General features: G+C 57.0%; 10 protein-coding genes. 6 read left to right on the top strand and 4 right to left on the bottom strand.

All coding sequences use genetic code 11. The annotated features are described in order from the left end of the window. Positions 1–19: 19 nt before the first annotated feature. Complete coding sequence (locus BHW66_RS01445; protein ID WP_046434808.1) at positions 20–2,776, bottom strand: calcium-translocating P-type ATPase, PMCA-type; 2,757 nt, start codon at positions 2,774–2,776, stop codon at positions 20–22. Between the two features lie 166 nt (positions 2,777–2,942). Between BHW66_RS01445 and BHW66_RS01440 the strand changes: the two genes are divergently transcribed. Next, positions 2,943–3,596, top strand: coding sequence for a hypothetical protein (locus BHW66_RS01440; protein WP_046434810.1), 654 nt, complete (start codon positions 2,943–2,945; stop codon positions 3,594–3,596). Positions 3,597–3,706: 110 nt separating this feature from the next. On the opposite strand, the gene BHW66_RS01435 is transcribed toward BHW66_RS01440, so the two are convergent. After that, on the bottom strand, positions 3,707–6,244 hold the full coding sequence (locus BHW66_RS01435) for a hypothetical protein (protein ID WP_102735389.1): 2,538 nt from the start codon (positions 6,242–6,244) through the stop codon (positions 3,707–3,709). A 301-nt stretch (positions 6,245–6,545) separates the two neighbouring features. Between BHW66_RS01435 and BHW66_RS01430 the strand changes: the two genes are divergently transcribed. Both BHW66_RS01430 and BHW66_RS01425 read left to right on the top strand, forming a co-directional pair. Further along, positions 6,546–7,448: a PEP-CTERM sorting domain-containing protein gene (locus BHW66_RS01430; RefSeq protein WP_215833597.1), complete on the top strand. Its 903-nt coding sequence runs from the start codon at positions 6,546–6,548 to the stop codon at positions 7,446–7,448. A gap of 162 nt (positions 7,449–7,610) precedes the next feature. Continuing rightward, a complete protein-coding gene (locus BHW66_RS01425) occupies positions 7,611–9,341 on the top strand; it encodes a thiamine pyrophosphate-binding protein (protein ID WP_254888286.1) in 1,731 nt (576 codons plus the stop codon). A 54-nt stretch (positions 9,342–9,395) separates the two neighbouring features. Here BHW66_RS01425 and gatB read toward each other — a convergent pair whose 3' ends face one another. Beyond that, positions 9,396–10,862 (bottom strand): Asp-tRNA(Asn)/Glu-tRNA(Gln) amidotransferase subunit GatB, encoded by a 1,467-nt coding sequence (gatB, locus tag BHW66_RS01420; RefSeq protein ID WP_046434814.1) that lies wholly within the window; start codon positions 10,860–10,862, stop codon positions 9,396–9,398. A gap of 364 nt (positions 10,863–11,226) precedes the next feature. After that, positions 11,227–11,958, bottom strand: coding sequence for a uracil-DNA glycosylase family protein (locus tag BHW66_RS01415; RefSeq protein ID WP_046434816.1), 732 nt, complete (start codon positions 11,956–11,958; stop codon positions 11,227–11,229). Positions 11,959–12,068: 110 nt separating this feature from the next. Between BHW66_RS01415 and BHW66_RS01410 the strand changes: the two genes are divergently transcribed. The 3 genes from BHW66_RS01410 to rfbA all read left to right on the top strand — a co-directional run bounded on the left by BHW66_RS01410 (position 12,069) and on the right by rfbA (position 15,088). Beyond that, positions 12,069–13,031: a 6-phosphofructokinase gene (locus tag BHW66_RS01410; RefSeq protein WP_046434818.1), complete on the top strand. Its 963-nt coding sequence runs from the start codon at positions 12,069–12,071 to the stop codon at positions 13,029–13,031. A 131-nt stretch (positions 13,032–13,162) separates the two neighbouring features. Then, a complete protein-coding gene (gene rfbB / locus BHW66_RS01405; protein ID WP_046434819.1) occupies positions 13,163–14,215 on the top strand; it encodes a dTDP-glucose 4,6-dehydratase in 1,053 nt (350 codons plus the stop codon). Positions 14,216–14,224: 9 nt separating this feature from the next. After that, positions 14,225–15,088: a glucose-1-phosphate thymidylyltransferase RfbA gene (gene rfbA, locus BHW66_RS01400; RefSeq protein ID WP_046434821.1), complete on the top strand. Its 864-nt coding sequence runs from the start codon at positions 14,225–14,227 to the stop codon at positions 15,086–15,088. Positions 15,089–15,220 lie beyond the last annotated feature (132 nt).

The following is a 15,220-nucleotide window of genomic DNA, read 5'->3' as shown; positions in this document are numbered from 1 at the left end:
AGGGATTCTCCCGGACGGTTCAGGAGCGGGCGCCGGATTTATCCGGAGTGAATGCCCGCGCCAGTTCCCCGAACCACAAGACAAGGGAGGTGCCTGCGAAGATGAGGCCCCAGTCCGTCCAGCTCAGGGGCACCACGTTGAACATCTTGCCGCCGAAGGTGACGATGAGGTACTGCCCGGCCAGGATAAGCAGGGCTACCAGGCCGAAGCCGCCAATGCTGGCGCCCATGCGTGCAAAGGCGCTCTGGTGCGTGTTGAATGCCTTGGCGTTGAACATGTTCCAGAATTGGAGCAGGACGAAAATGGTGAAAAACAGGGACAGTTCATAACCAGTCAGTTCATGTTCCGGGGTGGAGAAGTCCAGGTAGCTGCGGAAGTAGCCGCTGAGGCTGAACTGCGTGAGACTGGTAATGTCCGCATGCTTGAAATATTGCAGCAGGCCGAACAGGAAAGCGACGAACAGGATGCCCACGCCCAGGATGTTCCGGCCCATGGGGCGGGTGATGATGTGGTCCGTGGTCTTGCGCGGCGGGTCCTGCATCACGCGTTCGTCCGACGGCAGGGAGGCCAGCGCCAGCGCGGCGAAGGTATCCATGATGAGGTTCACCCAGAGCATCTGCGTGACGGTGAGGGGGGATTCCGTGCCCAGGAATGCGCCGATGAGCACAATGAGGCAGGCCGCCACGTTAATGGTCATCTGGAAGACGATGAAGCGCTGGATATTCCTGTACAGGGAACGCCCCCACATGACGGCGCGGGAAATGCTCATGAAGGAATTGTCCAGGATGGTGATGGCGCTGGCTTCCTTGGCTACGGTGGTGCCGTCTCCCATGGAAAGCCCCACCTGCGCGGCGTTCAGGGCGGGGGCGTCGTTGGTGCCGTCCCCGGTGACGGCCACTACCTGGTCCTTCTTCTGGAGCAGTTTGACCAGCCGTTCCTTATCCATGGGCCTGGCGCGGCACATGATTTTCAGGTCCATCACGCGGTCCAGCAGTTCCGCGTCCGGAGTCTGCTCAAACTCCACACCCGTCATCAGACGGTCCGGCGTGTCCTCCTCCGTCCACAGACCGATCTGGCGCCCTATTTCCCGTGCGGTGCCGGGGGTATCCCCTGTGACGATCTTGATGCGGATGCCCGCGTCCATGCAGTCCTTCACGGCTTGGGGCACATCGTCCCGGACGGGGTCGGAAATGGCGGCGATGCCCAGATAAACCAGATCCTTGCGGATGATGCGGCCGTCCTCGAATACCGGGGCGTCATCCTCCAGAACGCGGTACGCGAAGCCCAGCGTGCGCATGGCCTGGTTCTGGTAGGCCAGGAGCTGTTCCTCAATGGCGGGGCGCATGTCTGCGGCGGGAACCTGGCCTTCCGGAGTCAGGACAGTGGAGCAAAGGCCCAGCACGATTTCCGGCGCGCCTTTCACGTAAAGGACTTTTTTGCCCAGCAGGGGGGATTCCGCCACGGTGGCCATGTACTTGCGTTCCGTGGAGAAAGTAAGCTGTTCCAGCACGCGGGCGTTTTCCCGCAGGTCCAGGTAATTCACGCCCAGCCCGTGCAGCCACAGGAGGAGCGCTCCTTCCGTGGGGTTGCCCAGGGCCCTGATATGTTCCGGGTCCGCGTAATCCAGAAAGGCGGTGGAGTTGACGGCGATTCCCTCCCGGATCAGGTTCCCCAGCTCGTTTTCCGCCGGGGCGGCGTCCCCCAACCCGTAAAAATCCGCCTTGTACACGTTCATCTGGTTGCGCGTCAGGGTGCCCGTCTTGTCTGTGCAGATGACGGTGGCGGCCCCCATGGTTTCGCAGGCGTGCATCTTGCGCACCAGGTTGTTGTTGGCGAGCATGCTCTTCATGCTCAGCGCCAGGCTCAGGGTGACGCTCATGGGCAGCCCCTCCGGCACCGTGACGACGATGACGGTTACGGCGATCATGACGGTATTCAGAATGTAGGTTCCCGCGCTCAGCCATTCCACGGGGCCCGGCAGATGGGAAAAATACAGGGTAAGCCGCCCGATGACGATGAAGGCGGCGATGGCGTAGCTGGCCCAGGTGATGAGGTCGCCCAGCCTGGAAAGCTGGCGGTTGAGGGGCGTCTGCACCTTGTTGTCTATCTGGGAACCTTCATAAACCTTGCCGTATTCCGTCCTGTCCCCCACGGAAGTCACTTCCATGACGCCGTGGCCGTCCGCCACGGTGGTTCCTTTCAGAACGTGGTTGGAGGGGTAGGTGGCATCCTTCTTGAATTCCTCTTCATCCGTGGTTTTGCCGATGAGGGGTTCCCCCGTCAGCGTGGATTCATTGACCTGGAGGGAAACGGCTTCCAGCAGGACGCCGTCCGCCGGTACCTCCTCCCCTGTGTTCAGGATGACGATATCGCCCACCACCACGTCCCGGCGGGGCAATTCGCAGATATTGCCGCCGCGGATGACCTGGACCATGGTGTCGTCATTGACCTGGTTCAGGATTTCAAACTTCTTGTTGGCGCTTACCTCGAAGGCGAACCCCACGCAGGTGGCCAGCAGGATGGCCGCCAGGATGCCCGCGGGCTCCAGGAAGACGCTGGCCGGTTCCGTTCCGGTGAAAAACTGGTAGAAAGCCACGCCTACGGACAGGAGCAGGGCCACCAGCAGAATTTTGATGATGGGGTCTGAAAATTTCTCCAGAAATTGCTTCCACAGGGGTTCCTTTTCCGGGGGAGTCAGGATATTGATCCCGTATCTGGTCCGGTTTTCCAGAACCTGCTGTTCCGAAAGCCCCTGATGATGTGCTGCGCTTTTCATGGTTCAGATGCTTCTTACCTGATTGGAGCCTGTGAGAAAAGCGCGGAGGAATATTTTCAGGAGTGATGACGGGAGTTTTTTATCGGGGCGCAGCCTGAGGCCCGTGCCTTGAAAGGCGGCATTGTTGTCTTGACTTTGACTATGTTCCGGAGATTCTGGAGTACCTATGTGGAATGATCTTTCTCATGGATTTTCCGTGCTGGCGGATGCCCTGGCCTTCCTTTCCCGTTCCTGGGGGTTCTGGGTTTGCGCGGGCAGTGTGGCGGGGCTGGCCGCCGTTTATGCGTGGTGGAGAAAGCGGCTGGCCCTGTGGGCGTTTGTCCTGGCGTTCCTTTCCCTGCTGGCCGTGGTGGGGCTGGCGTGCCGCCAGGCGGTGTGTCAACAAACTTTCCTGTGGATTCATGAGCCGGATGTGCAGGCCCTTTCCGGAAAGTATGAGGTGGAATCCTCCCCCAGGGAAAGGCGGTTTTTCCGCCCTCCGGAGTTGAAGCGTTTTTTTCAGGTCAGTTCTTCCACGCTCCTCCTGAATGAAGACGGGACGTGCGAGATTTCTTCCTTTCCCCGTCCGGAGGCATGGGGCAGGTGGATTGCCCGTCCGGAAGAGAGGGAGGACCTTTCCGTGCTGGAGGAAGATCTCGTTTCTTCCTGCCGCGGAACCTGGTCCCTGGTGAAAAAAGGAGGATATTACGGTGTCTCCATCGCCTATTCCCCCGGCAGGAGCCTGATGTTGTACCTGGGCGGGGAAGGTGCGGAATGCCTGGTGATGCCGGTCAACCCTGCCGATCCGCTGGAAGCGGTGACGTTTGAAAAAACATTCTGACCCGGATTCTGTCCGCACGGGAACAAGGAAGGGAGGCGGGAATCCCGCCTCCCCCAATATGTTTTTTCCAACGCCGTTCCGGCTTTGACCGGGCGTGTGGGCCGGCTGATTTATTTGACCTTTCCCCCTTCGTACACCAGCACCTCAAAGGGCTTCAACGTGAAGGAGATTTCCTTATCAATGTCTACGGAACTGCCGGAGAAGCCGTCCAGCGTCCGCTGGTCGTCATAGGAATCCTTGAAGGTGATGGAGCCCTTGACGTTCGCAGGGATATCCAGAATGCTGCGCAGGGTTCCGGTCAGGCTCTTTTCCTGGTCGGAGGAATTGCGGAGAGCCAGGGTGGCCTTGTTTTTATTCCATGCGGCCCACCCGTACACGGCCCCTTCGTTAGTTTCCTTGTTCCACGGATTGCCGCCCACCCAGTGCACGTCGTCCAAAACGTCCGCATTGCGGCGTATCCACTTGATCCCCTTGGCCAGTTCGTCCCACAGAACTCCGCCGTTGGCGCTCATCAGGTCCCGATCCACGTAGAGCTCCTGGAGGGAAGTGCCGCAAGCCGTGGCGCAGCGGAGTTCTTTCTTGACGTTTTCCGGATCGCGGGGCATGCAGGCCGGAGGACCGAATTTAGTGACCATCAGGCCGTGAGTCATCATGGAATTGATGGGCATCAGCGGGGAACCCTGCACAAAAACTTCATGCACCAGGCGGTCGCGGTAGGTGATCCATTTGTCGCGGTTGTCGCCCGCTCCGATGGTGCCGAAGTCATTCTCCTGCCTCCATACGGAATCCGCATAACGGAACCAGAAGGGGGATGCCCAGGTTCCTACAGTGCAGTTGATGTAAAGATCCCCCTTTTTCTTGCGCAGGGCGTTCAGCACGCGGATGATGCCTTCCGCATCCTCTTCGTTGCCGGGCCCCTTGGCATGGAAGTGGGTGCTGATGCCGTCGAATTTGAAGTACTTCATATTGTAGTCCTTCACCATCTGGGAACAGCGGCCCACAAAGGCATCAAAATATTCCTTGTTGGAGAGCTGGAAATTGCCGATCTTGTTGTCCGGATGCTTCACGTTCCAGTAAGCGAGACGCTTGCCCTTGGAGGCTCCGTAGCCCCCCACCGGACCCAGCCACGTGCCGATGCCGGCCTTTTGCCTGCCGGCGGCGGCGTCAATGCGCTTGAAGCCCTGCGGGAACATTTTGTGGAAATCCCACAGGCTGTTGAATTCATCCCAGCCGTCGTCCCAGACGAAGGCGTCAATGGACATGCCGCGCTTCTGGAAAAACTGTTCCTGCCAGTCTTTCAGGACGGCCAGGCATTGTTCTTCCGTCATGCGCTTGGCGGGGTCCGAATCATTGTTGCGGTTGATGTTCAGTTCATACCAGGAATTATAATGGATGAAGGGGCGGTAGGGCATCACGCGTTCCCGTTCCATATAGGCCAGGAAGGAGCGGCGTTTCTGGCCGGGGGCAAAAATTCCGAGAACGGAGGATACGTCCCATATTTCTCCGGGCTGCAAGGTGGTTTTACGGCTCCAGAGTCCCTGGGCCAGCCGGGATTCGTCCGCCTGGGGAGCCTGCTTTTCCTCCAGCGTGTGCACGGGCAGGGAAAAGGTGATTTCCCCCTTGCTGGCAATCGGTTCGCTCTTGGTCTGGGCCCAGTAGCGCAGAATGTAATTTCCCCTGGAAGGAACCTGTACCGTGTAAGTGTTGCCGGCATTGGAATCTCCGGTGCTGCCGTTGTGGAAATCGGAGTCAAGAACGGCCCCCTTGGAAGAGAGGAGCTGCACGCCGGCAAGGTTCAGCTTATTGTTGCCCTTGTCCCCTCCCTTATACTGGAAAGTGATGGTACATGCTCCTTTGCCGTCAATGGAAACCGGGCCTTCCGCACTGGAAACCTGTTCTCCGTACTGCTTTTTCAGTTCCTGGGGAACATTGAAATTTCCGGTCCATGAGGCTGTGGACCACTTGTCTGCGCTCCAGATGGCGGTTTCTCCTCCTTCCATATTTCCGGCGCCTCCCACGGTATTGATGCCCATGGGAGTTTCCAGGGCGGTGAACGCCAGGTCATTGACGATGAGTGCGCCTCTGGCGTTTCCGGAAACGGAGGGTGCCCCGGCTTTCCCTTCTGCCAGGTCATATTGCATCGCTACGATGTTTTTCATCTGGACGGGCTTCATACTTGCCAGGCGGAGTTCCTGCCTCAGGTAATGGGAATGGTCCCTGAGCACGGCGCGCCAGGAAATGCGAAGGGTTCCGTTCAGAGCCTGGAATGTTGCGCTGACGGCTTTTCCCGGGAAGCGGTCAGCCAGCCTGAATGCCTTGGGGTTGGGCTGAAGGGAGACGAATTTGACGTTTCCCGCTTTCAGCTCGGAGGATTTAAGGCTCCGTCCGTCCTGAAGATTGATGATGAATAATTCATCCCCTGCCTTGGCGACGGGGCCCAGTTTGGAAGTCATTCCTCCGAAGGAAAGACTTCCGTTCCGAAGGATAAATTTGGCCGTCAGGATGTTATTGGAAAGAGTATAGCCGGAAGCGGATTGTTCCGCGCTGGCTGTTCCGGGTGCAGGCCCCGGAAAGGCGACTTCTGCGGGGGATGTGGGCAGGCAGCCCAGCAGGGTTGTCATGGCAATGGTTGTCTTGAAAAATTTCATGGTGAAATAATATTACAGCTAGCGGGAGGATAATTTGGGGAAGGCTCTTTTTCAAGAAGAAGGTTCTGGAAATGGAAGGAAAGAAAATTAATTTTTATTGAATATGAAAACATTATGTTGATTTTTTTTGATGGCTGAGGGAAAACAACCGGATTCCCAATCCGAGGTCAATCTAACATTTCAATTATGAAACTATTATTACAATTTTTTCTATTTTGCGAAAAGGGATTGCTGTTCCTATACAGCAACTTCAGAACCTCCACAAAAAATCTATTCTGCGTTTTATTTTTTATATTCATAAGTGATAGAAGGTAATTATATTACATTTTTTAGCGGATTGAAAAAGCTTGTTCTCATCTTTCCTGTGGGGGAGAAAAAGAGCGGATTGGGAATCCGATATACAGAGGGCGGGGAATATCTCTCTGATTGCTACTCAGTCCATCATTCACAGAAAATGAAAAAAACATTAGCATTAATGGCCATTGCGGCGTGTTGTTCCGTTCCGGCGTTGGCGTCTTCCGGCTCTTTAGAACCATCGGCCGGAACGTCTTACGCTGCCGGTACGGCGACGACAACTGAAGGTATTACATTGGGAAAAGACATGACGTTTGGGAGTCTCTCACAGAGTCCCCTTCCTGGCGGTTTCATTCCTTACGGCGGTAATTTTTATGCTTCCAATTACACGATCTCCCTCTGGCTGAATACTTCTTCCTTAACGGAAGGAACCCAGACCACGCTGTTTGGGTATTATGGCACCAGTGCGGGCCAAAGTTACGGGGCAAATGCCTTGTATCTGACGGCAGATGCCAAGCTTGGCATGGGAGATGGAAATTTGAATACTTCTACCGGCTCTTTTTCCCAAAACCGTGGAGACGTTTCTGAAACTTCCGTTGTTTTGGAGGGAGGTTTTCTTAACGTGACTCTAGCCGTTACTGGCGCAAACCAAAGCCAGTCTGTGGAGGTCTATGTGAATGGTTCCTTGCTTGACACGTTGTCCTACAACGGCAACATGAACGGAAATCGCACTGATATCCAAGGATGGATTAATCCCAATCTTACATGGGGTGAAATTCAGTGGACGGATACAAAACTTTCCGCGGAACAGATTGCCGGTTTTGCCGGCCTTCAGGTTCCGGAACCGGCCTCGGCTTCTCTGGGAATCCTGGGCCTGGCCGTTCTGATGATGCGCCGCCGCCGTTCCTGACGGTTTTCCACCAGAGAACTGGTAATTCATAGGCCGCTGCCTGAAAAGGCGGCGGCCTTATGATATCAGGGGAAATCCTCAGGCATTTTTCCGGTGCGGAAAAGATGGAGGGGATGACACATAAGAATGAATCCGTTGGAGATTGGCTGGTGTCTAATCTGCATGTACAGGGTAGCCGATCAGATTGTTGAAATTTTGGAGAAGGCGGGAGTTAAGCGGATTTACGGCATTGTGGGGGATAGCCTGAACCCCGTTACGGACGCTTTGAGGAGGAGGAAGACCATTGAATGGATTCATGTGCGGCATGAGGAAGTGGCGGCTTTTGCCGCGAGCGCGGAAGCCCAGCTGAGCGGGAATCTGGCTGTATGCTGCGGCAGCAGCGGCCCCGGAAACCTCCATTTGATCAACGGCCTGTTTGACGCCCACCGGAACCATGCCCCGGTGCTGGCCATTGCCTCCCATATTCCACAGAGCCAGGTAGGCATGGAATATTTTCAGGCCACGCATCCGGAACAGCTTTTCAAGGAATGCAGCGCATATGCGGAACTGGTTTCGGAAGCTTCCCAGGCCCCGTGCATTTTGATGTCCGCCATTCAGCACGCGTGGGCCAGGCGCGACGTAGGCGTCGTCGTCTTGCCCGGAGACATTGCGGACGCCCCCGCGGAGATGAAGAATCTGGTGCATCCTCCTTCCTACACGCGGGAGAATGTTGTTCCTGAACATGAATCCGTATCCCTTCTGGCACGGATGCTTGACGACCACCGCCGCATTACTTTCTTTTGCGGCGCCGGCTGCGCAGGAGCGGAAGACAAGGTCGTCCGGCTCGCGAACCGCCTGAAAGCTCCGATTGCCTACACATGGAGGGGAAAGGATTATTTTGAACATGACAATCCCCTGGGCATCGGCATGACGGGGCTGCTGGGATGGGGAGATGCCTACAAGGCCATGCATGAAAGCGACATGCTCGTGTTGTGGGGGACGGATTTTCCCTATTTCAATTTCATTCCCACCAAACCTGAAATCGTGCAGATTGACAGGCGCGGTGAAGTGCTGGGCCGCCGCTGCCGCCTGGACCTGGGTATTTGCGGGGATGTTTCCGTCACGGCGGAGGCGTTGCTGAACATGGTGCAGGAAAAGACGGATTCCGGGCATTTGGACGCCGCCCTGAAACGCCACGCCAGGGACGTGAAAGAGATGAACGCCTATATGGAAGGAAATGACAAGGAATCTCCCATCCGGCCGGAACAGCTCACGACCGCCCTGAACAGGCATGCGGCATCCGACGCCGTATTTACGGTAGATACCGGCACCCCCTGTATCTGGAGCGCAAGGTTCCTGTGCGCTACGCTTGGCAGGAGGACGCTGGCTTCCTTCAATCATGGCTCCATGGCCAATGCAATGCCAATGGCTATTGGGGCGCAGATGGAATACCCCGGACGGCAGGTAATTGCCCTGTGCGGAGATGGCGGCCTGTCCATGCTGCTGGGGGATCTCATCACGATTGTCCAGTACAGGCTGCCGGTGAAAATCGTGGTGTATAACAATGACTGTCTGGATTTCATCCAATTGGAAATGCAGGCGGCCGGGCTGATTCCGTGGCAGATCAACCTGAACAATCCCTCTTTTGCCGCCGTGGCGGATGCCGTTGGCATCAAGGGGTTTTTATTGGACAAATCCAGTCAGGTGGACCAGATGGTGAACATGTTCCTGAATTATCCGGGCGCCGCTCTGCTGGACGCGCATGTGGACAGGGACGCCCTTGCCCTGCCTCCCTATATCAGTATGGGCCAGGCGGCGGACTTTTCCCTTGCCATGATGAAGCAGACGCTGGCCGGGGAAGTGAAGCAGGTATGGAACACCCTGGCCGGAAACAGGAAGCTGTTCAAACCGTGATGCCCTGCGGGCAAGGAGAGGACACCGGGAAGGGAAACGGCTCTTTGTTTATGGTTACTCCATGGAAAGGGCTTTTTTCAGCGCTTCCGTCACGATTTTCGGGTTGGCTTTGCCTTTGGCGGCCTTCATGACCTGGCCGGTAAGCCAGTTCAGGAGTTTTTCATTGCCCCCCTGTATTTCCGCCACCTTGTCCGGATTGGCGGAAATGACTTCCCGCACGATGCCGTCCAGAAAAGAGGAATCCGCCTTTTCAAAGCCCAGCAGCTTGGCGGCCTGCGCTGCGGCGAGGGCCGGCTCATCCCACATTTTGGCGAATACGTCCTTGGCCTGGTTGTTGGAAACGGTGCCGTCGTCAATAATGGCGATCAGCTCCCGGATGGCGCCGGGTTTCACCGGGCATTCAGACGGGCGCATGCCTTTTTCATTCAGCACGGCGGAAATGTTGTTAATCACCCAGTTGGCGATTTTTTTGCCGCTGGCGGTTCCCCGCGCCGCTTCTTCAAAAAAGTGTGCCAGTTCCAGGTCTCCCACCAGCACGTTGGCGTCGTATTCGCTCAGGCCGTATTCTTCCATGAAGCGTTTCTGCCGTTCCTGAGGCAGTTCGGGAATCTGACCGCGCACTTTCTCCACCAGCGGGGCCGTGCGTACGGGAACCAGATCCGGACAGGGGAAGTAACGGTAATCGTGCGCGTCTTCCTTGGTTCGCATGACGACGCTTTCTCCGCGTTCGTCATCCCAGCGGCGGGTGGACTGGATTTGAGGAATGCCCATGTCCAGTTCTTCCGCCTGGCGCCGGATTTCATAATGAAGGGCTCTGCGGACGGCGGACATGGAGTTGATGTTCTTCATTTCCACCTTGGCACCCAATTCCTCCTGCCCGTGGGGACGCAGGGAAATATTCACATCGCACCGCATCTGGCCCTTTTCCATGTCCGCGTCGGAGATATCCCCGTAATTCAGAATCTGCTGGAGGGACTTGAGGTAGGCGTAGGCTTCTTCCGGGGTGTCGATGTCCGGCTCGGAAACGATTTCCATCAGGGCGGATCCCGCACGGTTGTAGTCGATCAGGGAATAATTGGCATGATGGGTAATCTTCGCCGCGTCTTCTTCCAGATGGATGCGGGTCAGCTTCACGGTGCGGAAAGGAGGGACGCCGGCTTTGATCACGTCATTCGGATAGGACCAGGGGTACAGGGGCACTTCCCCTCCCAGGCACAGCGGAAGATCCAGCTGGGAGGTCTGGTAATTTTTAGCCATGTCCGGATAGAAATAATTCTTGCGGTCCCATTGGGAAATCTCCGGGCTGGAACATCCCAGCATCAGGCCGGTCAGCAGCGTGCGTTCAATGGCGAACTCATTCAGGACGGGCAGGGCGCCCGGCAGCCCCAGGCAGGTGGGGCACACGCGCGTATTGGGTTCAAAGCCAAAGCCGGTCTCGCAGGAGCAGAACATTTTGCTCTTTGTCTTGATCTGGCAGTGGACTTCCAGGCCAATGGTCACGATGTAATCTGAAATTGCCATAAATTCGGAACGCTTGAAGATCGCGGAAACTGTACGGAACCCTTTTCTCTCTGTCCAGTAAAAAGGCCTGCGGGGGAGAGCGGAGGGTTTTCAGACTAAGAATGATGATTGATTTGGAGGGGGGATTTTGTGGCGGAGGTGGGGAGGCGTTTAAGTTCTTCTCCGTCCCGGTAGATGCCGGCGTGCATTTCTTCCGTCAGGAAGGCCGTGTCCCTGGGCGAATCAAGCCAGTGAAGGGGGCCGGATATTCCTTCAAAGCGATGTAGCTTTGGAGGGGAACAAGATGAACTGCCGATTTCCGGCCTGTTGCTCTGGTGATTCCTTCCATGTCACGGAGTCCTCCACTCTGCCTCCTCCACTCTTTTTATAAGATGCCCAGTTCCTTAAGCTGCTGGATGGGACGTTCCGGCCAGAGCTTGTTGGCGATGGGGCTGGCGGGGCTTGGGTGGAGCAACGTGCCGATGGTGAAGCTTTTGCCAGGGAGCCGGGAGGCGGCGTCCCGCAGCTTCTGCGTGGCGTAGGCACCCACCCCCACCAGCGTGTGGGGATTCAGGATGGTGATGAGGGAAAGCAGGTGTTCCATACATACTGCGTCCACGGCGGCGCGCTGTTCCGTCGGCAGTTTGTCCGGCGTGATGTTGGCTCCGGTGGCTCCCATCCAGATCAGCGGGCAGTAATTGGCCACGTAATTGTGACGGAAGAAATTTTCCGCAGTGCCGAAAGCTTCCGCGAAAAGTCCCCAGAGGCGGCGGCCGCTGACTTCCGACCTGGGGCAGCCGAACCCCTCCACGGGACGTTTGGGGTGGGTATGTTCCGGCCGCCCGACTTCTCCGCGGATGTGCAGCCAGTTGACGACGGCGTCCACTTCCCCGAAGGGGACGCCTGTCTGAGCCATGCCGAAGGGGCCGGGATTCATGCCCAGGAACAGATGGCTCTTTTCCCCGTTTCCGTAGGTGCGCACATACTGTTCATGCGGCCCCCATGCATAGGTGAGAGGGTTGTAGGTAACATGGACCGGGGCTTCGAACCGGAGCTTCTCCGTGCCGTCCCGGAGGGCGGCCGTGGCTTTCAGAATGGCTGCTGCAGTGTCGTTCATGCCTCCGCATCATGAAGCGTTGCCGTTTATTGCGCCAGTAAAAACTCCGCGCTTGCATTATTTGTTCCGCCCGGTAACATTTCCCCCCGGACAAGTTAACCTTATTACTTATGAGTGGAATAGCCATTATGACGTCTGGCGGCGATGCCGCCGGAATGAACCCGGCGATCAAGGCGGCAGTGGATCATGCCCGCCAGCTTGGGATGAACCCGTACGTTGTTTATGACGGCTTGGAAGGGCTGATTGATGGAAAAATCAAGGAAGCTACCCGGGAGCTGACCAGCGACATGATCTACAGGGGCGGAACTCTCCTCCGTTCCTCACGGTCCAAGCGCTTTTTCGACTACGAATTCCGCAGGCAGGCCTACGAGCATCTGAAGGAACGCAACATCGACAAGCTCATCATCATGGGCGGGGACGGTTCCTTCCGCGCCCTGAACGACTTTTTCAATGATTTTGAAGTGCCTTTTGCCGGTATTCCGGCCACGATTGACAACGACATTGCCGGCACGGACTACTGCCTGGGCGTGGATACGGCCCAGAACGTGATTCTGGATTGCATTGATTCCGTTCGTGATACGGCCCGTTCCCATCACCGCGCTTTCGTGATTGAAACGATGGGCCGGGACTGCGGCTATCTGGCGATGACCACCGCTCTTTGCAGCGCGGCGGATATCTGCATTGTCCCTGAAATTCCGTATGACCTGGAATCCATTTACAAGCGCCTCCAGCCTGTCATCAATGAGGAAGGAAGCTGCATCATTGCCGTGGTGGCGGAAGGCACCCGCGTGGCGCAGTACCTGACCCGCTGGCTGACGGAACGCGCCGGCATGGATACCCGCCTGACCGTGCTGGGCCATGTGCAGCGCGGCGGTTCCCCCACTGCCCGTGACCGCCTGATGGGCACCCGCTTTGCCACCCGCGCCGTGGAAGCTCTGAACAACGGGGACATCAACCAGATCATGGTGTATCATGACGGCCAGTACGGCTATGCCTCCCTGGATTCCGTTGCCGGGCAGCAGTACTCCGTGAACCAGGATATCATCAACCTTTGCCGGGAGCTGAGCTGCTAGCCGTCTCAGCGGTTACGGAACCCGCTTTTTCCCGCCCATGCCGCCACGTTCCCGCGGCATGGGCGGATTTGTTTTGAAAAAAAACGCCGTTGCTGTATGATGGCGCCGCATCTTTCCCTGAAAACAGTGCTATGAAAGTTATCGTTACGGGCGGCGCCGGATTCATCGGCTCCAATCTGGTCAGGCTGCTGCTGGAGCGCGGCCATGAAGTCCTGAATATTGACGCCCTGACCTATGCCGGCAACATCCATTCCCTGGACGGTTTGGCGGATTCCCCGGCATACCGCTTTCTGCACGCCGACGTCCGGGACTCTTCCCTGATGAGCCGCACCCTGCGGGAGTACGGGCCGGACTGGGTAATGCACCTGGCGGCGGAGTCCCATGTGGACCGTTCCATTGACGATCCGGGAAACTTTATGACCACCAACGTCATGGGCACTTTTTCCTTGCTTCAGGCCGCCCTGGAATATTACCGCTCCCTGGAGGGGGAGAAAAAGGAGCGCTTCCGCTTCCATCACATTTCCACGGATGAGGTGTACGGCTCCCTGGGAAAGGAAGGCCTGTTCACGGAATCCACGCCGTATCGCCCCCATTCCCCGTATTCCGCCAGCAAGGCTTCCAGCGACCACCTGGTGCGCGCCTGGCACGATACGTACGGGCTGCCCGTGCTGATCACCAACTGTTCCAACAATTACGGCCCTTACCAGTTCCCGGAAAAGCTGATCCCCGTCGTTATCCTGAAAGCGCTGGGCGGGGCCCCCATCCCTGTATACGGCAAAGGGGAAAACGTGAGGGACTGGCTGTATGTGGGGGATCACTGCGAGGCGCTGCTGACGGTCGTTTCCTGCGGAAAACCCGGAGAGACGTACAACATCGGCGGCAATAACGAGAAGACCAATCTGGAACTGGTGGAGCTGCTGTGTTCCCATCTGGATGAACTGCGGCCCCGGCCGGACGGCCGGAGCTACCGGGAGCAAATCTCCTTTGTGCAGGACAGGCCGGGCCATGACCTGCGCTATGCGATTGACGCTTCCAAAATACGGAGGGAATTGGGGTGGATTCCGCGCCAGGACCATTCTTCCGGATTCAGAAAGACCATTCAGTGGTATCTGGACCATGAGGAATGGTGGCGGGGCATCCTGTCCGGGGAATACCGCCTGGAACGTCTTGGAACCAATGGCTAGGAATTTGATATGAAGGGTATTGTTCTGGCCGGGGGAAGCGGCACGCGGCTGCATCCCGTTACGCTTTCCGTCAGCAAGCAATTGCTGCCCGTTTACGATAAGCCGATGGTTTATTATCCCATCTCCGTGCTGATGCTGGCCGGAATACGGGAAATCCTTGTTATTTCCACGCCCCGGGATCTGCCCCTGTACCGGGATTTGCTGGGGGACGGCAGCAGGTTCGGCGTTTCCTTTGAATACAGGGAACAACCCAGGCCGGAGGGGCTGGCTCAGGCCTTTATTATTGGAGAGGAGTTCATAGGAAAGGATTCCGTAGCCCTGGTGCTGGGGGACAATATTTTTTACGGGCGCGGCCTGACGGAGAAGCTGAAGCGGGCCGCCGAACTGACGAGCGGAGCGACCATTTTCGGTTACCAGGTGCATGACCCGCAGCGTTTCGGGGTAGTGGAATTCAATGAGGAGGGGAAGGCGGTTTCCATTGAGGAAAAACCGCTCAGGCCCAAATCGGATATTGCGGTGACGGGCCTCTATTTTTACGACAACCGGGTGGTGGAGATAGCCAAACGGATTCCCAAGTCTTCCCGCGGCGAGTTGGAAATCACCTCTGTGAATCAGGAATACCTGAAGCAGGGCCTGTTGCGCGTGGAAAAACTGGCGCGCGGCTATACGTGGCTGGATACGGGCACGCACGATACCCTTCTGGAGGCTTCCATGTTCGTTCGTACTCTGGAGCACCACCAGGGGTTCAAGGTAGCCTGCCTGGAGGAGATAGCCTTTAATAACGGCTGGATTTCCCAGGAAATGCTGCGCTCCCAGGCCGGAGCCATGAATAATAACGGTTATGGCCGTTATCTGGATGAATTGGTGAAATAGGGTTGTCTGCCGCCGGCGTGGGAACGGGAGGGGTGTCCCTGCGAACCCGCGGCTTTCCGGGGTGGGGCGGTTTGCTTTCCGGCAATGCTTTCCATACGGATTCCGTTCCACCGGCGGAAATTTCCGGACGGC

Source organism: Akkermansia sp. 54_46 (genome assembly GCF_001917295.1).
GTDB classification, from domain to species: Bacteria; Verrucomicrobiota; Verrucomicrobiia; order Verrucomicrobiales; family Akkermansiaceae; genus Akkermansia; species Akkermansia muciniphila.
This window is presented reverse-complemented; position numbering and strand designations above follow the sequence as displayed.

Bases quoted from the DNA above. Each gene is read 5' to 3' on its own strand.
- BHW66_RS01445 (WP_046434808.1), bottom strand. From the start codon at position 2,776: ATGAAAAGCGCAGCACATCATCAGGGGCTTTCGGAACAGCAGGTTCTG.
- BHW66_RS01440 (WP_046434810.1), top strand. From the start codon at position 2,943: ATGTGGAATGATCTTTCTCATGGATTTTCCGTGCTGGCGGATGCCCTG.
- BHW66_RS01435 (WP_102735389.1), bottom strand. From the start codon at position 6,244: ATGAAATTTTTCAAGACAACCATTGCCATGACAACCCTGCTGGGCTGC.
- BHW66_RS01425 (WP_254888286.1), top strand. From the start codon at position 7,611: ATGTACAGGGTAGCCGATCAGATTGTTGAAATTTTGGAGAAGGCGGGA.
- gatB (WP_046434814.1), bottom strand. From the start codon at position 10,862: ATGGCAATTTCAGATTACATCGTGACCATTGGCCTGGAAGTCCACTGC.
- BHW66_RS01415 (WP_046434816.1), bottom strand. From the start codon at position 11,958: ATGAACGACACTGCAGCAGCCATTCTGAAAGCCACGGCCGCCCTCCGG.
- BHW66_RS01410 (WP_046434818.1), top strand. From the start codon at position 12,069: ATGAGTGGAATAGCCATTATGACGTCTGGCGGCGATGCCGCCGGAATG.
- rfbB (WP_046434819.1), top strand. From the start codon at position 13,163: ATGAAAGTTATCGTTACGGGCGGCGCCGGATTCATCGGCTCCAATCTG.
- rfbA (WP_046434821.1), top strand. From the start codon at position 14,225: ATGAAGGGTATTGTTCTGGCCGGGGGAAGCGGCACGCGGCTGCATCCC.